Source organism: Methylovorus mays (genome assembly GCF_020531915.1).
GTDB lineage: Bacteria > Pseudomonadota > Gammaproteobacteria > Burkholderiales > Methylophilaceae > Methylovorus > Methylovorus mays.
The window spans coordinates 115,371-136,057 of the sequence record NZ_JAJAVG010000007.1 but is presented as its reverse complement, the minus strand read 5'-3'; the positions used below and the strand labels follow the sequence as shown (position 1 = coordinate 136,057).

General features: G+C 55.6%; 11 protein-coding genes. 10 read left to right on the top strand and 1 reads right to left on the bottom strand.

What is annotated here, in order from left to right; all coding sequences use genetic code 11:
* The first annotated feature begins 353 nt into the window (after positions 1 to 353).
* The 10 genes from LG203_RS09270 to LG203_RS09225 all read left to right on the top strand — a co-directional run bounded on the left by LG203_RS09270 (position 354) and on the right by LG203_RS09225 (position 17,801).
* Complete coding sequence (locus tag LG203_RS09270; RefSeq protein WP_230345512.1) at positions 354 to 4,475, top strand: TonB-dependent receptor domain-containing protein; 4,122 nt, start codon at positions 354 to 356, stop codon at positions 4,473 to 4,475.
* A gap of 228 nt (positions 4,476 to 4,703) precedes the next feature.
* Positions 4,704 to 8,060, top strand: a complete 3,357-nt coding sequence (locus LG203_RS09265) for an autotransporter outer membrane beta-barrel domain-containing protein (protein ID WP_230345511.1) — start codon at positions 4,704 to 4,706, stop codon at positions 8,058 to 8,060.
* 439 nt (positions 8,061 to 8,499) lie between these two features.
* Positions 8,500 to 9,597, top strand: a complete 1,098-nt coding sequence (gene mtnA / locus LG203_RS09260) for an S-methyl-5-thioribose-1-phosphate isomerase (RefSeq protein WP_230345510.1) — start codon at positions 8,500 to 8,502, stop codon at positions 9,595 to 9,597.
* 84 nt (positions 9,598 to 9,681) lie between these two features.
* Complete coding sequence (locus tag LG203_RS09255) at positions 9,682 to 10,338, top strand: class II aldolase/adducin family protein (protein WP_230345509.1); 657 nt, start codon at positions 9,682 to 9,684, stop codon at positions 10,336 to 10,338.
* A gap of 46 nt (positions 10,339 to 10,384) precedes the next feature.
* The gene (locus LG203_RS09250) at positions 10,385 to 11,845 is read left to right on the top strand and encodes an NAD(P)H-hydrate dehydratase (RefSeq protein WP_230345508.1); all 1,461 of its coding nucleotides are present in this window, start codon (positions 10,385 to 10,387) and stop codon (positions 11,843 to 11,845) included.
* 106 nt (positions 11,846 to 11,951) lie between these two features.
* The gene (locus LG203_RS09245; protein WP_230345507.1) at positions 11,952 to 13,580 is read left to right on the top strand and encodes a CTP synthase; all 1,629 of its coding nucleotides are present in this window, start codon (positions 11,952 to 11,954) and stop codon (positions 13,578 to 13,580) included.
* A 104-nt stretch (positions 13,581 to 13,684) separates the two neighbouring features.
* Positions 13,685 to 14,524 carry a 3-deoxy-8-phosphooctulonate synthase gene (gene kdsA, locus LG203_RS09240; RefSeq protein ID WP_013441688.1) on the top strand — a complete coding sequence of 280 codons (840 nt, stop codon included), beginning with the start codon at positions 13,685 to 13,687 and terminating at the stop codon, positions 14,522 to 14,524.
* Positions 14,525 to 14,662: 138 nt separating this feature from the next.
* On the top strand, positions 14,663 to 15,949 hold the full coding sequence (gene eno, locus LG203_RS09235) for a phosphopyruvate hydratase (protein WP_230345506.1): 1,287 nt from the start codon (positions 14,663 to 14,665) through the stop codon (positions 15,947 to 15,949).
* A 70-nt stretch (positions 15,950 to 16,019) separates the two neighbouring features.
* Positions 16,020 to 16,325: a cell division protein FtsB gene (ftsB, locus tag LG203_RS09230; RefSeq protein ID WP_230345505.1), complete on the top strand. Its 306-nt coding sequence runs from the start codon at positions 16,020 to 16,022 to the stop codon at positions 16,323 to 16,325.
* Between the two features lie 27 nt (positions 16,326 to 16,352).
* Complete coding sequence (locus tag LG203_RS09225; RefSeq protein ID WP_230345504.1) at positions 16,353 to 17,801, top strand: sensor domain-containing diguanylate cyclase; 1,449 nt, start codon at positions 16,353 to 16,355, stop codon at positions 17,799 to 17,801.
* 49 nt (positions 17,802 to 17,850) lie between these two features.
* On the opposite strand, the gene LG203_RS09220 is transcribed toward LG203_RS09225, so the two are convergent.
* Positions 17,851 to 20,631 (bottom strand): beta strand repeat-containing protein, encoded by a 2,781-nt coding sequence (locus tag LG203_RS09220; RefSeq protein ID WP_230345503.1) that lies wholly within the window; start codon positions 20,629 to 20,631, stop codon positions 17,851 to 17,853.
* Positions 20,632 to 20,687 lie beyond the last annotated feature (56 nt).

Genomic DNA, 20,687 nt, shown 5'->3' with positions numbered 1-20,687 from the left:
ACATAATATGTAAGGCTTGTGTAGTCCGATCATTGGTTTAGCCGGCTCATGCGTTTTCGCATGAGCCGGTTTTTGTTTATGGGGCGAGACCTAAACCTGTCTCCGCACAGCTTGGGGCATGTAACCGAGCTTCCATATTATAAGGAGAGGAGGCAGGTGACCCCCGCCATGTGCAGTCGTTATTTTAAAACAACCAATGTGGTGGTTGTATGTAGCCGACTATGGTTGTTTACAACCATAGTTCTTGCTGCTGGGAAATGATTTTTTTTATTTTTCATAATAAAACAGTGACTTGTGAATTTCATTTCCGCTGGCATGCGACTTGCGAATAGTAGCCCCAGTGGAGGGAAGCTATGCAAGGGTTGTTACTCCGGCGGCAAAATAAAACCAAAAAACATGCCCAGCCGAACAAGCGAGTATTCGCATATACATTTCAATTGCAATCGGCGCGCCAGCATTGGTGCATCTGGCCTGGATACATCGTCTGTAGCCTGCTGGCGAGTCACGCCTGGGCCGCCGATGATGCAGTGAAGGATGACGCCTGGTACAACCAGCAGGTGCAGGAGCTGCCGTTGGAGGCGAGTCGCTACAATGCCTCCAAGGGCGTGTTGCTGGCGGCAGAGAGTACGGATACCGCCCCGCAGGGGACTTCCGCATTGCCAATCTCCGGTATGGCCAACAAGCCGACCAATGCTATCCCCAATGTCGAGCTCAAGCTCAATACCATCAATGTCACCGCCAAGCGCTTCAAGGATATCGGCCCGCTGCCGGGGCTCAACCTGACCAAAGAGCAGATTCCCGGCAATGTACAGAGCGTCACCGCCGAAGAAATCAAGGCCAACAACTCGCTTAGCATTACCGATCTCTTGAACAGCAAGCTGCAGTCGGTCAACGTCAACGACTACCAGGGCAACCCCTTCCAGATGGACCTGACCTACCGCGGCTTTACCGCTGGTCCGCAGATCGGCTCACAACAGGGCTTGTCGGTGTTCTTTGACGGCATACGCGTCAATGAACCGTTTGGTGACGTGGTGAACTGGGACATGATCCCCATGAATGCGATCGCCGGGCTGGATGTTTTCCCCGGTTCCAATCCATTGTTCGGACTGAACACCCTGGGCGGTGCCATTTCCATCAAGACCAAAAGCGGCTTTGATTCGCCTGGCATATCTGCGCAGATACTCAAAGGCTCCTATGGCCGCGAGCAGCTGCAAGCCTCAGCGGGCTGGAACAACGGCAGCAGTGTGGCCGCCTTTGCCGCCGTGAACCTCTTCATGGAAGATGGCTGGCGTGACAACTCACCGAGCAAGGTCAACCAGGCCTTTGGCAAGATCGAATGGCAGGGCGAGCGCGCCTCGCTGGCTTTCTCCACGCTGGCCGTGGTGAACAAACTGGTGGGCAATGGCACCGTCCCCACCGAACTCTACAAGCAAGACCCCACTGCGGTGTTTACCTCACCCGACGTCACGCGCAACCGCCTGCTGCAGATGCAGATCAGCGGTGCCTTCGAGATCAACGACACCATGAACCTGACCGGCATGGTGTATGACCGCAGCAGCAAGCGCACTTCCAACACGGGCGACATTATTGATATTGATACCTTTCGCGATCTTGGCTATGCCACGCGGCGTGCGAATGCAGGCGAAAACATCAGCTGTGTATTTCAGGATGCCGACGGGGATGGTTTTCCCAATTACTATCTTGACCGGCTGACGCAGAATGCCGACGGCACTTACACCAGTGCATTCATAGAAGATGCCATGGCAAATATCGGTGATATTGCCAATGGTACCTATTCGCCCAATTACTCCCTGCTGACCTCTTACAATACTGGTCTGTCGCAGAGTTACATTGATTATGCCAAGCAAATCATCACCAGTCGTAGCGATGGCGGCACGCTGGTGACCGATGCGGATGGGCAGCAGATGCTGTTTCGTGGGGGTGATGGCAGCGATGCGTTTTTTGGAGAAGAAGCCCAACAGGTGCTCATTAGCACTCTGGGAGGAGGAGCCAGCTACTTCACGCGATTGGAGGGCGGGCAACTCGTTCGATATAACATTATCCCGGCGCCTGCTATCAATCAGGACTGTTATTCCAAGTATATGGCTGGTGATCGCACCAAACTTTATACGCTGAATGCTGATGGCTCGGTCAATTACATTAATCGCGATGGCGCCAGACAGGGCGCAGGAACGGCAACGGCAGGCCAAGGGACTGGCTATGTACAGGGTACTCCCACCGCCGTCATAACCAATTCGCTGATTGATCAGACCGGCCAGGGTTTTAGCGGCCAGTTCAACTGGAATCTGGATACGCATAAATTCATGGTGGGGATTTCGCTGGACAAGGCGGGTGCAAAATACAATGCCAGTCAGCGTTTTGGTTTATTGGATAGCCAGCGTAATGTCTACAGTGATCCAGACAATATTGGCGAGGAATACTACGCGGGCGGACATGATGTCTTGGTCAATTCATTTGATGGGGATAAAACGACCAAGAGTATTTATTTCAGCGAAACCTGGTCGCCAACCCAGACACTGAATTTTGCCTTTTCCGGGCGTTATAACGCGACGCATGTGCGTAACACCCTGGCGCCAAAGGCAAAATATTCAGAACTGACGGACGCCATGTTGCTGAATCATTTCATGCCATATGTCATATGTTCAGGTACCGGTACCAGCAACTGCGATTATGATCCCAGTAGCATGGTCCCTGCGGATGAGTATGCTGCCTTGACGGGAGGGCGGTTTGCAAATCTTGGTGACCCTGTTACCGAGAAATTCAATTATTACTCATTCAACCCGGCGATTGGTGCCACCTGGCAGGCCACACCGCGGCTTAATATGTATTTCAACTGGAACCAGGGCACGCGCACGCCATCGGTGATTGAACTGGGCTGTGCATACGACGGGACTATCGTGCCATTGACCGATCTCAATGGTAATCCTGTGGGGAATATTACCGGCCCACGCAGTATTGTTGACGGTCGCAGTTGCAGTCTGCCCTCGGTATTGTCGGGCGACCCCTATCTGCCACAGGTAAAGGCGCAGACCTATGAAGTCGGGGTGCGCGGAAAATTCAAGGACTTGCTGGACTGGAATGTCACCGCCTACCGCACCATGCTGCGAGATGATCTCTACATGGTGGCCGCCAACTCGCAGCTAAGCTTTTTCCAGAGCATAGGCGATACCCGTCGGCAAGGCATTGAGTTTGGTTTGCAGGGCGCGTATGGCAGGCATGAGTTTCGCGCCAATTACTCGCTGACCGAGGCGACCTTTCAGTCGCTGTTCAATATGTTGAGCGCCAACAATAGTGCCATTCTGGGCCGGAATACCTCTAATCTGGGGACCTACAACATGATCGCGGTGGAGCCCGGGGATCGCATGCCGGGGGTTCCGCTCAATAACTTCAATTTCAGCTGGATGTACAAGCTTACGCCTGAACTCAAGGTGGGCCTGACCATGGTGGCGCATAGCGATGCTTTTGTACGTGGCAACGAAAACAATGAGCACACCCCCGGATCCAACCCTGGCATATACAAATCCGTGTACAACGAGGAACTTAATGCCACCGTAAAAACCTGGGTGCCTGCCCCTGATTACACTACCTCGGGCAAAACCCCTGGTTACGCGGTATTCAACCTGCGGGCAAACTATGACCTGGGCAAAGGCTGGTCAGCAGGACTGCTGATCAATAATTTGCTCGACAAGACGTATTTCAGCGCAGGCCGTCTTGGCCTGACGCCATTTACGCCTTCCACTTACGGCGCTATCGGTGCCGGTGGGTTTAATTACAACTCATCGGAATGGCTGTCTACGCAGTTCATCTCGGCGGGTGCGCCCCGCGGCATCTGGCTCAGTCTCAGCTATGACTTTGATGCCAGCAAGAAATTTGAGCCACCCAAATCCAGTAGCGACATTATGACAGACCCTGACCGCACTCTGGCCCCGGTGCAAAGGCCTCTGACGGCCGAGGAGCAAGCTTTGCTGCAGACGCTTGATACTACATCGCCTGTGCCGGTTCTGAAGCAGGATATTGCCAAATCTGCTGCTGAGCTCAAGGCAGCCAAACAATCTGTGAACAGCACGGTGAAAGAGTGGGCTGATGCCTGGAACAAGGGGGATGCTGACGCCTATTTCCGCCATTACAGTGCGCAATTCAAACCAGTGGGCATGACGCCGGAAGCATGGCGTGAGCAGCGCAAGCTACAACTGATAGCGGGCACGGATAGCAAAATTGTGTTGCAGCGGATCGTTGTCGCACCCCAGGGGCGTGGAATGTCCGTGATTGTCACCCAATCACAGGGCAAGGCACAGACGCGCAAAGCACTTGGCCTGGAGCAGCAGGGCGGGCAATGGCAGATTGTGCGGGAACTGGATCTTGCGCCACCTGCAAAAGCGATTCCTACTGCGGAGCAAACAGAGATGCCGGCGCGTCCGCCGGTCCGTATTTTGAGCATGAAGGAGGCACATTAAATGGCTTCACCTTTCATGAACAGAAAGATACTGCTGGCTGGTGTACTCCTGGCTTCCTCAACTGCTTACGCGGATTGTGTGGATAACGGCGCCGGTACTTATACGTGCAGCAATTCCTCAGTTAATTCGGATAGCCAGATTGGGGAAACAATTCTTGATAATACAACGGGCTCCGTTCGCCTTGAAAACACAAAGCCGGAAACCCAGAATGCCATTCTTGGAAATGATATGGCTTTGGCATCTACCGGACCCATTTATGCCATCACTACCAATGGTGGTACAGGTGACGTGGAGATTTCAAATTCTGGATTGATGTATGGCGCGCGCGGAACATTCGATACGAGTGCGATAAGTACCATATTTACCGAGGTGTCGCTGGATCCAGCGTCTTTCTCTTCGGATGCGAACGGCAATTTGCTTTACGCTGGCAATCCTGCAGGAATGGCGGCGGCTATCGCGGTTGACTCCAGTGTATCCAATCTGGTTATTACTAACAGGTATGATGGGGATGATATCAATCAGACGCCAGCGATTGTGGCGCTGGGCGATTTTTCTGCTGCCGTTTTTACAAATTCTGCCAACCTCACATTTAATAACTACGGTCTGTTAAAAAACATATCTTCAGAGTCAAACAGCTTTTCAGAGGGGAAGTGGGCTCTGGCCAGTTATGGCGGAGCTACTTTTACTGCACCCTCCATTCAGGATGGCACGCAATTCGCAACGGTAACATCCAGTGGCATGACGACTATCCTCAACCATGGCGGAATTTCAGGCGATGTGCTCGTTCTGGATGTCAACCCTTTGCTGGCTGCCGCCTCGCAGGCCAACTCTAACCTGACCCTCACTTATTCAGCCGAAGATGTTGGGCCTCGAAACAGCTATCTGGAAAACAGGGGGGAGTGGAATGGGGATATTTATCTGGGTTCCGGAAGTCATGTATTCAATAATTACGCTACGTTCAGGGGAGATATATATGTAGACCAAACAGCCAAGGCTGTGACCAGTGTTACTGGGGGTGTTTCATCTGATCTTTATTGGGTGGCTGGCGATAGAGAGTTTACCCTCAACCAATACGGTAATTTCGGAAGTGGTGGTGGCACGGTTTCAAATTCCATCACCATTAATGATGTTGTCGGCTCGGTAAACACGATCAACTGGTACGCCTCGGGCCAGGACAGTGATCCATTTTTCAATCTGATAATGAGTGGGGCTGGGGTTAATACGCTTAATCTTTATTGCGTGGAATCCAGTCGGGAGTGCTTGGCAGGTGGTGACTGGCTGGGGCTGACTGAGTTGAATATTGAAGGACGCGCATGGAATTTTCGCGCGGATACCGACGGAACAACGATTGATGTCGGTAGCGGGGATGTGAAATTCAATTCTGAAGTGGTTCGGCTCGGGGCAGATATTATTGCCCGTTCTGTGACTGTTTCAGAAACTACTACGCTTATTGCAAATCTTGCAGCCTCGCTTGACGCTGTCAACGAGGACAAAATAGGCTCGGTGACCGGAAATTTTGTGAACAACGGCAGCCTTGTCTTGCGCGATGCCACCATGACGGTGAACGGCGATGCCACCTTCAACAGCGGCTCGGTACTGAGTCTGCGTATCAACAGCGCCGGTAACGGCGGGCTGAGTATCAGTGGTCAAGGCACCTTTGCCAGTGACAGCACCGTGGTGGTCTCTGCCAAGGATTACTACTTCCGCACCGGCGATACCTTCACCATTGCCACCAACAGCAGCGGTGACCCCATCATCATTGGCCCTGGCGCCATCGTCAACCTCAGCAGCAGTGACAGCACTGGCGACATTATCCTCACCGCCCGCGTCGGTATACCCGATTACCTCAATGTCACGACGGCCGGCAATAACGCCGTCAACGTGCTGATGAACTACAGCGGCAGCGACAGCGGTCTGGTGGCCCTGCAGAATGAGATTCAGGCCCTGGGCGCAGAAGACCTCAAGCGTGCCGCCGAACGGCTGCGCCCGGAGATTAACGACAGCCTGGTCCGCATGACGCTGCAACATAGCGACCGCGTGCTGGGGCTGGTCGAAAGCCACCTGTTCGACACCTACCTCGCCCAGGTCAAGGGCGAACCCCGCGTGCCGGTTGACGGCAAGTTGCCCAGCGGCGCGGGCATCTGGTTCCAGGGCTTTGGCGGTATTGGCACGCAAGACACCCGCAACAACGTCGATGGCTACACCGGCACCTCCACCGGCATGGCCGCCGGCATGGACCGCCTGGTCGGTAGCAGCGACACCCTGCGTGCAGGTTTCGCGGGCGCCTATGCTTACGGCAACATCGACAACCGCGGCTACACCGATGCGCACCGCACCAACATCAATAGCTACATGGGCTTGGTCTACGGCGCCTGGAATGCCGACCCCTGGTATGTGAACGGCGCCCTGGGTCTGGCCCGCAACACCTACGCCACCGAGCGTATTGCGCTGGGGCAGAGCGCTGAAGCCAACCACGAAAGCTGGCAGTTCAGCGCCAAGGTCGATGCCGGCTGGCCGCTGATGGTGAATGACCTCCTGACCGTCGTCCCCATGGGCATGCTCAGCTACAACCGGATCAATGAGCAGGGCTATACCGAGAAGGGTAAGGATTATGATGTCCTCAATGGCGGCACTTATAGTGAAGGCCAATTGGTTGGCACCGACAGTGCCATCAACCTGCGTATCGGGAGCAAGACCTACGACTCCTACCGGGCAGGCCTGGGAGGCAAGGTGCTGCTCAATATCCAGCAGCCGGATTACAACGCCGGGGTAGAACTGCGTGCCCAGCTCGTGCGGGAATTTGGCGACCTCACCAACAACAGCGTGGCGCAGTTCACGCATGGTGGCCCGGTGTTCTACAGCCCCGGCATTCGCCCGGCCCGCGACACTCTGGTGCTGGGCAGCAGCGTGCGGCTCACCGGCAGTGACGCCAATGACCAGCTGACTCTGCTGGCGAGCCTGGATGCCGAGCTGCGCGAACAATACTTCGGACAGGCCATGACGCTGATGCTGCGCTACGACTTTGACCAGGGCCCGAGCTACGAGAAGAAAGCCAGCTACCGCAAGGCAGCTGCCCTGGTGCGTGAGCAGGCCACGGCCAAACACGCCGTGCAGGCCACCGACCGGGATATTGCCCGGCTGAGCCAGGCGATGACGGCGAAGAACACCGACCTGATGGACGAGCAGCTGGCGGCGGACCTCAAGAGCACGGATCCTGCGGTCCGGGCGGATGCAGAGAAGCGGCAAGCGGTGAAGGTGGCGATTGATAACTGGATAAACGCCATGCTGAATGGCAACAGCCAGGTGTATTTCAACAGCTATGCGGCGGACTATGTGAACGAAGAGGGGTTGACCCGCAGCCAGTGGGAGCAGAAGCGCCGCCGCGAGCTGAAGGAGGGCGCCAACACCGCCATGCATATTGCGGATTTGACCATCGAGGCAGAGGGAACACGTGCTTCAACCGTCTTCACACAGACTTCGCTGCAAAACAATCAGCCGAAAAAAGTGCAGAAGGTGCTCGAGCTGGAGCAGCGCAATGGGCGTTGGCTGATCCTGAGTGAGGATAATGTGCCGCTGGATAACTGATCGAACGATATCAACCGATAGCTAAGAGGTGTGATGCCTGACTTTTTGCAGGATTAAATCTTTTGAGCAAGTTGAGCAGCGTCTGCAAAAATGCCCGCAAATGCGGGCATTTTTTTGTGCAGTAATATGGCTTGACTTCTCCCCAGGCCCGCCACAACGGCCTGCCTGCAAGCACATCAATTTTGGCTGGACATCTGTAAAAATCTCTGATTTATACACACCACCTAAAGTGTTACATTAACTCTTGTAAAAAAATGATACAAATCCAATAACATACGAATTTATTTATTAAAATCAACAGGTTAAAAATAAGTTCAAAAAATAAGCGATTTTAAAAAATCCTTATAAATGCAATGGTTACATTTTTAAGTCACAGCTATCCACACAATTATCCACAGATTTTGTGGATAGGAATATTTCGTATTTGGCACCCCTTCAAATGAAAATAAATCAAGCTTTTTTTCGCACTATTTGGCCAGTGGTGGAAGGCGGGGCGGTGGAGATTATCGACCAGACCCAGCTGCCGCACCGCTTGCATATCGTCCGCATCGCAAACGTGGAGGAGATGGTGCATGCCATCAAGCACATGCAGGTGCGCGGGGCGCCGTTGATAGGCGCTGCGGCGGCGTATGGCATGGCCTTGGGTATTGCCGATCGCGCGCTGGATGGCGATGTTGAACGCACTCGCGAAGTCTTGTTGCAGAGTCGGCCAACGGCGGTGAATCTGCGCTGGGCGGTGCAGCGCATGCAGCGTTTGCTTCTGGCCTTGCCGGTGGAGGAGCGTGCGGCCGCTGCCTGGCGCGAGGCGGCGGTGATTTGCGATGAGGATGTCGCGCTGAATCAGGCCATAGGCCAGCATGGCCTGGGAATGTTGCAGGCGTTGGCGAGCATGCGTGGTCGCGGCTCTGCGGCCCAGCCCTTGCAGATACTGACACATTGCAATGCGGGCTGGCTGGCGACGGTGGATTGGGGCACGGCTTTGGCACCCATCTATGCCGTGCATGAAGCTGGTCTGGCAGTGCATGTGTGGGTGGACGAAACCCGGCCGCGTAACCAGGGCGCAGCATTGACCGCCTGGGAGCTGGCGCAACATGGCGTGCCGCATACCATTATCAGCGACAACGCGGGTGGGCACCTGATGCAGCGTGGCGAGGTGGATTGCGTCATCGTGGGGGCGGACAGGGTGACGGCGACAGGCGATGTCTGCAACAAGATCGGCACTTATCTCAAGGCGCTGGCGGCCTGCGACAACGACGTGCCGTTTTATGCGGCGGTGCCATCGCCCACCATAGACTGGGGCATGCAGGATGGCGTCCGCGAGATTCCGATAGAAGAGCGCGATGCTGATGAGGTGCACTATATGCAAGGCGTGATGGCGGATGGGGCGTTGCAACGGGTGCGCATTACGCCGCCGGGGAGTGCCGCCGCCAACCCGGCGTTTGATGTGACACCTGCGCGACTGGTGACGGGGATTATCACCGAGCGGGGCATTGCCAGCCCTGCTGCATTGCATGCGCTTTTTCATACGTCAGACTGATGGTATGTGGGTTCGCCGCACCGATACGCAGGGTCGAGCAATCCGTGTAAGATCGCAGTTCACGTTCCGGGAGTGAACATCATCATGCTCAGCCAGCGCGAAAACCTGTTGAATACCAGTCGCAAGCTCGTGGAGATGGGGCTTAATCGCGGCACCTCCGGGAATGCCAGCGTGCGCAGCGATACAGGATTTTTCATCACGCCCTCCGGCGTGGAAGTGGATGCCATGACCCCGCATGACATGGTGTTGATGGATATGGCCGGCAAGTACAAGGCGGGGTGCAAGCCTTCCAGTGAATGGCGTTTTCACCGGGATATCTTGCAGGCGCGACCTGAGGTTGGCGCGGTGATTCATGTGCATTCCACCTTCGCCACCAGCCTTGCTTGCCTGCGTCGCGATATTCCTCCTTTTCATTACATGATTGCTGTGGCCGGTGGCAGCGATATTCGCTGTGCGCCCTATGCGCTGTTCGGGTCGCAAGCCCTGTCGGATGCGACTTTGCAAGCCCTGCAGGGTAGGCGCGCCTGTCTGCTGGCGAATCACGGCATGATAGCCTTGGGCGCCACGCTCAAGCAGGCGCTGGATGTGGCGCATGAGGTGGAAACCCTGTGCGAGCAATACTGGCGTGCCTTGCAGGTCGGTGAGCCGGTGTTGCTGACTGAAGCCGAAATGGCCGAGGTCTTTGAACAGTTCAAGGGCTATGGGGCATGGGCAGAGCCCTCTCAGGCGGCATCGGCATAAGCTGGCAACACCATGCGAGTGCGAAAATGAATACTCAGGAATCGACATGCAAGCCTTATATCTGACCTCCAGCCTGCGCAAGCTGGAGCAACAGCACGCGTCAGAACCGCTGATGGAGCGGGCCGGACATGCGGTGGCGACTCTGGCGCGGTCACTATTGGCAGAAGGCCATCACCGCATTCTGGTGGTGGCAGGTCCTGGCAATAATGGCGGCGATGCATTTGTTGCCGCACGATATCTCAAGGCCTGGTGGCACGAGGTGACGGTGGTATTTGCCGGGCAGCGCGCTGGCCTGCCGCCGGATGCCGCGCATGCTTATGATGGCTGGCTGGAATGCGGGGGCGAGGTACTGAACACCTGGCCTGAAACAGGAGCCTGGCAACTGGTGATTGATGGTTTGTTTGGCATAGGCTTGCAGCGCCCGCTGACCGATGACATGGCAGACCTGGTGGCCCGCATCAATGCTCTGAGCGTGCCTGTGCTGGCGATTGATATCCCCAGTGGCCTGGCCGCTGATACCGGCGTGGTGCTGGGTACCGCTGTTCGTGCAAACCATACCATTACTTTTCTCGGCCGCAAACCCGGGCTCTATACGCTGGATGGGCCCGACCATGCCGGGAACGTGCATGTGGATTTGCTCGGCTTGCCACCTTTGCCGGAAGCCGACGGTACCTTGCTGGATGCACCTTTCACCTTGCCTGCCCGCAGGCGCTTGAATAGTCACAAAGGTAGCAATGGCAGTGCAGGCGTGATTGGCGGTGCAGCCAGCATGACCGGCGCCGCCTTGTTGACCGCCCGTGCGGCTCTGCTGCTCGGCGCCGGGCGCGTATATGCCGGTCTGCTGGATCCGGCTGCACCGGCATTGGATGCGGAGTACCCGGAATTGATGCTGCGCGATGCCGACCAATTGCCCGCTGTGCATGCCCTGGCGGTGGGGCCTGGCATGGGCCGTGCGCCGCAGGCATATGCTGCCTTGCAACAGGCGCTGGCAACCCCGGCGCTGCTGGTTTTGGACGCCGACGCGCTTAATCTGCTGGCGGCGGATGCTGATTTGCAAAGGCGTCTGGCTGAGCGCCCAGCCGGTTCTGTGGTGATCACACCTCACCCCGGAGAAGCGGCGACCTTGCTGGCGACCGATACGGCCAGCCTGCAAGCAGACCGCATTGCTTCTGCCCAGGCACTGGCGGCGCGCTATCAGGCGATTGCGCTGCTCAAGGGCTGCGGCACGGTGGTGGCAACGCCGGATGGGCGCTGGTGGATCAACGCCAGCGGCAACCCCGGACTGGGCAGTGCCGGCATGGGCGATACCCTGACCGGGATCATCGTCGCGCTGGCGGCGCAGGGGTTGCCTTTGCTGGAATCCACCCTGCTGGCGGCCTACTTGCATGGGGCGGCGGCGGATGCGGCAGTGGCCCATGGACAGGGGCCTGTCGGCCTGACGGCAACCGAGGTCATGCTGTCTGCCAGGCGCTTGCTTAATCGCTGGGTGAGTGCCGCGCACGCCTGATGGCTGGACGCATGGAGGCGGTGGTCGAGGCCAATTGTCATTTGTGGCGAATGACCGTTTCCAGTAAAATACGCTTCCGTCCGCAATGTCCGAAAAGCTCCATCACATGACCAAATACGTATTCGTTACCGGCGGGGTTGTTTCCTCACTTGGTAAAGGCATTGCAGCCGCAAGCTTAGGCGCAATTCTCGAATCGCGTGGTATCAAAGTTACCATGCTCAAGCTAGATCCCTACATTAACGTCGACCCGGGCACCATGAGCCCGTTTCAGCACGGTGAAGTGTTTGTCACCGACGACGGCGCTGAAACCGACCTCGACCTTGGCCACTATGAGCGCTTTATCAGCGCCCGCATGGCCAAGCGCAATAACTTCACTACCGGCCAGATTTACGAAACCGTCATCAAGAAAGAACGTCGCGGCGAATATCTGGGCAAGACGGTACAAGTCATTCCTCATATCACCGACGAGATCAAGGCCCACATCAAGCGTGGCGCCGAAGGTGCCGATGTCGCCATCGTCGAAGTGGGCGGTACCGTGGGCGATATCGAGTCGCTGCCTTTCCTGGAGGCGATTCGCCAGATGGGGATAGAAGAAGGCAAGTCCAACGCCTGTTATATCCACCTGACCCTGTTGCCATGGATTGCCGCTGCAGGTGAGTTGAAGACCAAGCCTACACAGCACTCGGTGAAAGAGCTGCGCGAAATCGGTATTCAGCCTGACATCCTGCTGTGCCGTGCTGATCGTGCGATTCCGGATGATGAGCGTCGCAAGATTGCGCTCTTTACCAATGTCGCGCCTGAAGCCGTGATTTCGGCCATCGATGCCAGCTCCATCTACCAGATCCCTGGTCTGCTGCATGACCAGATGCTGGATGAGATTGTCTGCCACAAGTTGAATATTCTGGCGCGCGCCGCTGATCTTTCCAGCTGGAACAAGATCGTGCATGCGCTGGCAAACCCGCGCCATGAAGTGAATATTGCCTTTGTCGGCAAATATGTTGACCTGACCGAATCCTATAAATCCCTGACCGAAGCCCTGATACACGCAGGCATCCATACCGAATCCAAGGTCAAGATTCACTACATTGATTCGGAAGATATCGAAAAAAGCGGTACTGGCGCGCTGAAGGCCATGGACGCAATTCTGGTCCCCGGCGGCTTTGGCAAGCGCGGTACCGAAGGCAAGATTGCTGCTATCCGCTATGCCCGTGAAAACAAGGTGCCTTATCTGGGCATCTGCCTCGGCATGCAGTTGGCCGTCATTGAGTTTGCCCGTGATGTGGCGGGTCTTGCCGATGCCAATAGTACCGAGTTCAATCCCGATGGCCCACACCCGCTGGTTGGCCTGATCACCGAGTGGAAAGACGCCAGCGGCAATGTGGAAGTGCGCAGCGAAGATTCCGACCTGGGCGGCACCATGCGCCTGGGCGCGCAGAAGTGTCCTATCGAGCCTGGCACCATGGCGGCCGCCATTTATGGCAGCGAAGTCAACGAGCGCCATCGCCATCGCTATGAAGTCAACAATCATTATGTTGATCAATTGCAGGCTGCAGGCCTGGTAATTTCTGCCCGCACCCCCACAGAAAACCTCTGTGAAATGATCGAGTTGCCACAGGATGTGCACCCGTGGTTCGTGGCATGCCAGTTCCACCCGGAATTCACTTCCAATCCGCGTACCGGGCACCCGCTGTTCAAGGCGTATGTGCAGGCAGCATTGGCCAGAAAAAACAAATAGGCTGGTTTGAACGGGGAGCACGTCTCCCCCTGAGTCTTCCATCGCAGACAGCATGATGGGCGATCTGCCCGGTGAGCGTGGGCAATTATTAAAGGCGTAAATGTATGAAATTATGTGGTTTTGATGTAGGTATCGAGCATCCGATTTTTCTGATCGCCGGCCCATGTGTCATTGAGTCCAAGCAAATGGCGATTGATACTGCCGGTCAGTTGAAGGAAATCGCCGCTGCCATCGGTATTCCCTTCATCTACAAGTCTTCTTACGACAAGGCCAACCGCAGCTCCACCAAGACCTTTCGCGGCTTTGGCATGGAAGAGGGCCTGCGTATCCTGGACGATGTGCGTGCGCAGATCGGCGTGCCTATCCTGACCGATGTGCATACCGAAGAGCAGGTGCCGCATGTGGCTGCCGTGGTCGATGTATTGCAGACGCCCGCATTCCTCTGCCGTCAGACCGATTTCATTACCGCGGTTGCAACCTGCGGCAAGCCAGTGAATATCAAGAAAGGCCAGTTTCTGGCGCCAGGCGACATGAAACAGGTCGTGCAAAAAGCCAAGGAAGCCAATGGCGGTGCCGATACCATCATGGTCTGCGAGCGCGGTGCTTCGTTTGGTTACAACACCTTGGTGTCGGATATGCGCGGACTTGCTATCATGCGCGAGACACAGTGTCCGGTGGTGTTTGATGCGACCCACTCGGTGCAGCAGCCCGGTGGCCAGGGCGACAAGAGTGGCGGCCAGCGCGAGTTTGTGCCTGTCCTGGCCCGTGCGGCCGTGGCCAGTGGCATTGCCGGTCTGTTCATGGAAACCCATCCTGACCCCAGCAAGGCGCTGTCAGATGGCCCGAATGCCTGGCCATTGCCCAAGATGAAAGACTTGCTGCAGGTGCTGGTGGAGCTGGATCGCGTGGTGAAAAAAGCCGGTTTTATCGAGCATACGCTATAACAGGGGGCTGTCGGCGGAGAGGTTCGCAGGCAGCGCCGGAAATTCCATAGGTCATACCCATAAGTACCGATTGTTTATTGGCATGTCCAGGCCCTGATGGGCGGACCATTCAAGTTTTTATATAAAGGAAGAAAAAGCATGAGCGCAATTGTAGACATCATTGCCCGCGAGATTATTGATTCCCGCGGTAACCCGACGGTAGAAGCGGATGTGTTGCTGGAGTCCGGCATTATTGGCCGTGCTGCCGTGCCTTCCGGTGCTTCTACTGGCACCAAGGAAGCCGTGGAGTTGCGTGACGGTGACGCTGGTCGCTACCTGGGCAAGGGTGTCCTGCAAGCCGTTGAAAATGTGAATACCGAAATCGCCGAAGCGATTGTGGGCCTGGATGTGGAAGAGCAAAGCTTTATCGACACCACCCTGATTGATCTCGACGGCACTGAAAACAAGAGCCGTCTGGGTGCCAATGCCATCCTTGCGGTTTCCATGGCCTGCGCCCGTGCTGCGGCCGAAGAATCCGGCCTGCCGCTCTACCGCTACCTCGGTGGTTCCGGTTTCATGCAACTGCCTACCCCCATGATGAACATCATCAATGGTGGCGCGCATGCTGAAAACAGCGTCGACATGCAGGAATTCATGATTATTCCAGCTGGCCTGCCGAGCTTCCGTGAAGCATTGCGCGCCGGTGCCGAGGTGTTCCATGCCCTGAAGAAAATCCTGCACAAGAAGGGCCTGGCCACAACCGTGGGCGATGAAGGCGGCTTTGCTCCTGACCTGCCATCCAATGAATCTGCCATCCAGCTGATTCTGGAAGCCATTTCCGCGGCTGGCTACGAGCCTGGTCGTGACATCCTGCTGGGGCTGGATTGCGCCAGCTCCGAGTTCTACAAGGATGGCATGTACCACCTGGAATCCGAAGGCCTGCAACTGACTTCGCCACAGTTCACCGACTATCTCGCCACCTGGGCTGACAAATACCCCATCATCAGCATTGAAGACGGCATGTCCGAACACGACTGGGATGGCTGGAAACTGCTGACCGACCGTCTGGGCAAAAACGTGCAGCTGGTAGGCGATGATCTTTTCGTGACCAATGCCAAGATCCTGCGTGAAGGCATCCAGAAGGGCGTGGCCAACTCCGTGCTGATCAAGGTCAACCAGATCGGTACCCTGACCGAAACCTTCCAGACCATTGAAACCGCTAAGCGCGCTGGGTACACCTCGGTGATCTCGCATCGCTCCGGTGAAACCGAAGACACCACGATTGCCGATATCTCGGTAGCCACCAATGCCTTGCAGATCAAGACGGGTTCCCTGTCGCGTTCCGAGCGTATTGCCAAGTACAACCAGCTCTTGCGTATCGAAGAAGAGCTGGGCGACGCGACCAGCTACGCTGGCATCGATGCCTTCTACCATCTGGCTCGCTAAGCACTTGCCGGATTAAATCAACATGCGCAGTTTGCCTAGCAGACTGCGCATTGTTATTTAAAACGTATCCATGCGATTCTTAACCCTTATTTTTGTCATACTGATTGCGACGCTGCAGTATCCCTTGTGGCTGGGCAAAGGCAGCTGGTTGCGGGTGTGGGACTTGAACCGGCAAATCAGTGAGCAGAAAGACAAGAACGCTCAGTTGAAAGCGCGCAATGATACACTGGACGCAGAAGTGCGTGATCTGAAACAGGGCTTTGCTGCCATTGAAGAGCGCGCCCGCAGTGAGCTGGGGATGATCAAGCAGGATGAAGTGTTTTATCAGGTAATCGATAAAACGCCACCCGCGCCGCCCGCTGCACCACAAAAATAAGAGTTCGACTTCATGGGTAAATTCATCATGAATAGACACAAGCTCATTTTCTTATTGACGCTTGTCCTGGCGCTGGGCGGCATCAGCATTTCGCTGATGAGTTACTCCGTGTCCAAAGCATCTATTCATCGCGCCATCAGCGATAACGAATTGCCGCTCACGGCGGACAATGTCTATTCCGAGATTCAGCGCGATCTGGTCAGGCCCATTTTTATTTCATCCATGATGGCGTCGGATACCTTTCTGCGCGACTGGGTGCTCGATGGCGAGCGTCGTGTCGAATCCATCAGCAAATACCTGCAGGAAATCCAGAACACCTACGGTACCTTCATCAGCTTTTTTGTTTCCGAGAAAACCCGCCAGTATTATTACGGCAACGGTATTCTTAAAAAAGTGCAAAAGAACGAGCCACGCGATGTGTGGTATTTCCGGGTGCGCGATCTTGATCAGCCCTATGAAATCAATGTCGACAAAGACCTCGCGCATCAGGATGCCCTGACCATTTTCGTGAATTATCGCGTCTATGATTATGCAAAAAACTACATCGGTGCTGTCGGCGTTGGCCTGACGGTGGATTCGGTCAAGGCGCTGATTGATGGCTACCAGGAAAAATTTCATCGCTCGGTGTATTTCATTACAGCTGAAGGCACGGTGATGCTGTCCGGCAGCAAACAGCATATCTCCGGCAGCCATGTGCGCGAATTGCCCGAGTTGCATGACCTGTTGCCGCGGATAACTTCGCAGGGCACCGGCTCATTTGAATACCGGTACAAGGGCAGTGATCGCCTGATCAATACCCGCTACATTCCCGAGCTCAAGTGGTATCTGATCGTGGAAAAAAACGAGAGTGAAGCCACGCAAGTCATCCGCAATACCTTGTATATCAATCTTGGGATTTGCCTGCTGTTGACGGCCCTGGCGGTCTATCTCACCAACCTCGCGCTCAAGCGGTATCAAACCCAGATTGAAACCATGGCAACCACGGACTCGCTGACGCGCCTGCCCAATCGCAAGGCGTTTGAGATCATCATCGATGTCATCATGCAGGAGCGTATACGCTATGGCAAAGACCTCGCTGTGATCCTGCTGGATATCGACCATTTCAAGCAGATCAATGACCGCCATGGCCATTTTGCCGGGGACCAGGTGTTGAGCGAAGTCGCGCTTATCATCCGCTCCTGCCTGCGTTCGGTGGACTTTGTCTGCCGCTGGGGCGGGGAAGAGTTCCTCATCCTGCTCAAGGATTGCAATGAGCGGAATGCCCGCCTGCTGGCAGAAAAGATACGTGAGACACTGGAAACGCGTCCGGTGGCTCACAAGGATGTGCCTATACACCTCACCGCCAGCCTCGGCGTTGCCATGGTACAGAATGGCGAGCGTATCGAGCAGGTGCTGGAGCGGGCAGACTATGCCATGTATCAGGCCAAGGCGCTGGGCCGTAATCAGGTGATCTTCAGCAACTTCAAGTCCAGCTAGGCGGATAGAGCATCCGCCTGGCGTCTGCCTGGGCTTATACCGTGTCGGATTACCAGGTAAAGTCGCTTTCGGTTAGCGTGGCGCTATTGCTTAAGGTGGCCAGTAACAACGCTGCTCCTGAGCCACTGCCATCGGCATCGTAATAGAGTTTGTAGGTCGACGTGTCGAAAATCAGCCGAATATCAGCAGTGCTGGCAGTGCCTAGCGTATCCATGCTTTCAAAATAGCCACTTTCCGTATAGCTGTCTGGCAAGGCGGTAAATATGTCGCTATCCAGCTTGATCTTGTCCAGCCCTGAAACAAAGTCGGTAATGGTATCGGCATTGGCTTCAGCCGCTGTGCTATCGCTGATCAGGGTGTCAAACACGAAATAGTCTGCGCCATATCCGCCCGTGAGGTTGTCGTTGCCAGCTCCCCCGGCAATATTGTTGTTGGCCGCATTCCCGGTCAGGGTGTTATCCGCCGCATTGCCAACAAGGTTGATCTTGGTGCCGTAATAGCTGCTGTAGTTGGTATCGGAGATGTCCAGGTTTTCAAAGTTGGCAAGGTCGCCACTCAGGCTGATGGTCGTAAAGCTATCGACATACAGATAACCTGTCAGCTGCAGGGTGTCGCTATCGCCTTCTCCGGCATTTTCCGTAATGGTGTCGTTCAGTACGACCGTCGCTGAACTGCCTTTGCCGCTGAGTTTGATGTCGACATTGTAGGTGTCATCTCCCAGCCCGCCAATCAGTGTGTCTGCGCCACTCCCGCCAACCAGCAGGTTATCCTCGTCGTTCCCGGTGAGCTGATCCTTGTAATCACTACCGTAGATATTTTCGATGCTGGTCAGGGTATCGTTGCCTGCTCCGCCAGTGACTACGCCTGTGGAAAGGTCGGCGATCACGGCTTTGGTGGCGGACGTATATTTCACGGTATCGCTGCCATCACCCCCGTCAATATGATTGGCAGCTGCATTCCCGATCAGGATGTTGTCGCTGCTGTTTCCTGTGAGGTTCAGCAGTGTGCTGCCGGTATAGCGGGCGTCCAGGTTTTCAAAATTGGCCAGCGTTCCATCTGCCAGAGTGAATTCGGTGGCTGTTGAAAGTTTGAGTGTGCCAGCAGGTACATAAAGGAGCAGGGTGTCACTGTCTCCCTCATCTGCATTCTCGATAACCGTGTCTTCAAGAGTGGCCACGCCTGATACGGCTTTGATGATGACAATATAGGTATCATCGCCGTCTCCACCTGCCAGCGTATCCACCCCCTGATAGTCATAGAGTCTGTCGTCGCCGTCGCCGCCTTCCAGGGTATCGCTGCCATAACTGCTGGACAGGGTGTCATCCCCATCTCCACCGGTGACGCTATCATCGCCATCACCGGCATAGAGGTCATCGGCCCCATCGCCCCCATCGATGACATCGTTGCCCTTGTCACCGAGAATCACATCATCGCCATCACCGCCGTAAATGGTGTCATTCCCGGCATAGGCATTGATATAGTTGGCCGCATCGTTGCCGGTGATGATATTGGCCAGGCCATTGCCGACGAATGACAGCAGGACAGAGCCGGTCTCGCTGGCATCCACGTTTTCGATATTGGCCCCGAGGGTGATGGTGCTGTAATAACTGCTGGTAATGGCGTTGGGCAACACCAGTTTTATCGTGTCCGTGCCCTGATTTTTGCTTTCCGAGACGGTGTCTTCCATCTTGGCGCGCGCGCTGCTGGCCAGACCTGTCTCAATCAGGTTGACCACGTAAGTATCATCGCCATCCCCACCTTTGAGAGTATCGTAGCCATCGCCTCCTGTGAGGACGTTGGCAGCACTGTTGCCGAGGATGGTGTTGTTGAGGGCATTGCCTTCGCCATCTATGCTATCGCTACCGGTGAGCGTGAGCTTTTCAACATAGTCACCCAGGGTATAGCTGATGGAGGCCTTGACGAGGTCGGTACCTTCGGCGCTTGCTTCCGTCACAATATCGCCTTCGTCATCCACCTCATAGGTGTCGTTGCCGGCGCCGCCTTGCATGCTGTCGCTGCCCAGGCCTCCCGTCAGCGTATCTGCGCCCAGTCCTCCCAGCAGGGTGTCATCCCCATCGCCTCCGTCAAGGTGGTTTGCGCCATTGTTGCCGGTGAGGATGTTTCTTCCGCTGTTGCCCGTGGCGTTAATGGCTGATTTTCCCTGCAGGGTGAGATTTTCCAGGCCGTTATTCAGGGTGTAGGAAGCTGTGCTGTACACCAGATCCGTATCGCTCGTGCTGCCGTCATCTGCAATCACATCGCCCGCTGTATTGACATAGTAGGTGTCGCTGCCTTCACCGCCGGACAGGCTGTCGTTACCGGCACCCCCATCCAGTGTGTCGTCTCCATCTCCTCCCAGGAGCGAATTGGCAGCAGCATTGCCCGTCAGGCGATTGTCGGCATCATTGCCGGTCAGGTTCAGTTTGGTGCTGCCGGTTGCGCTAATATCCAGGTGTTCCAGGTAGGCCAGCTCATCGTCCAGTGTGAGCGTGGCGTAGCTGGTGAGTTTGAGGCTGCCTTTCAGCTGCAGGGTATCGTTGTCACCTTCGCCGTTGTTTTCGGTGATGCTGTCTTCCAGCAAGCCTGTGCCGATGATATTCACAACATAAGTGTCGTCTCCTTCACCACCGATCAGCGTATCCACACCTCCAGCGCCAGTCAGGGTGTCATCTCCGGCTTCCCCTGTCAGGATGTTGGCGGCGCTGTTTCCCAGCAGGATATTCGCTGTATCGTTGCCAGTGCCATTGATGGCCGCTTTGCCTGTGAGGGTCAGGTTATCCTGGCCACTGGCAAGGGTGTAGTCGGTGGAAGATTTGATGGTGACGGCCATGGTGACTTGCTCTCTTTGCGGGACGAAGCAAGCATCATACGTGAGAGGGTTGAGCT

Coding starts and splice junctions, on each gene's coding strand:
- LG203_RS09270 (WP_230345512.1), top strand. CDS start 354: ATGCAAGGGTTGTTACTCCGGCGGCAAAATAAAACCAAAAAACATGCC.
- LG203_RS09265 (WP_230345511.1), top strand. CDS start 4,704: ATGGCTTTGGCATCTACCGGACCCATTTATGCCATCACTACCAATGGT.
- mtnA (WP_230345510.1), top strand. CDS start 8,500: ATGAAAATAAATCAAGCTTTTTTTCGCACTATTTGGCCAGTGGTGGAA.
- LG203_RS09255 (WP_230345509.1), top strand. CDS start 9,682: ATGCTCAGCCAGCGCGAAAACCTGTTGAATACCAGTCGCAAGCTCGTG.
- LG203_RS09250 (WP_230345508.1), top strand. CDS start 10,385: ATGCAAGCCTTATATCTGACCTCCAGCCTGCGCAAGCTGGAGCAACAG.
- LG203_RS09245 (WP_230345507.1), top strand. CDS start 11,952: ATGACCAAATACGTATTCGTTACCGGCGGGGTTGTTTCCTCACTTGGT.
- kdsA (WP_013441688.1), top strand. CDS start 13,685: ATGAAATTATGTGGTTTTGATGTAGGTATCGAGCATCCGATTTTTCTG.
- eno (WP_230345506.1), top strand. CDS start 14,663: ATGAGCGCAATTGTAGACATCATTGCCCGCGAGATTATTGATTCCCGC.
- ftsB (WP_230345505.1), top strand. CDS start 16,020: ATGCGATTCTTAACCCTTATTTTTGTCATACTGATTGCGACGCTGCAG.
- LG203_RS09225 (WP_230345504.1), top strand. CDS start 16,353: ATGAATAGACACAAGCTCATTTTCTTATTGACGCTTGTCCTGGCGCTG.
- LG203_RS09220 (WP_230345503.1), bottom strand. CDS start 20,631: ATGGCCGTCACCATCAAATCTTCCACCGACTACACCCTTGCCAGTGGC.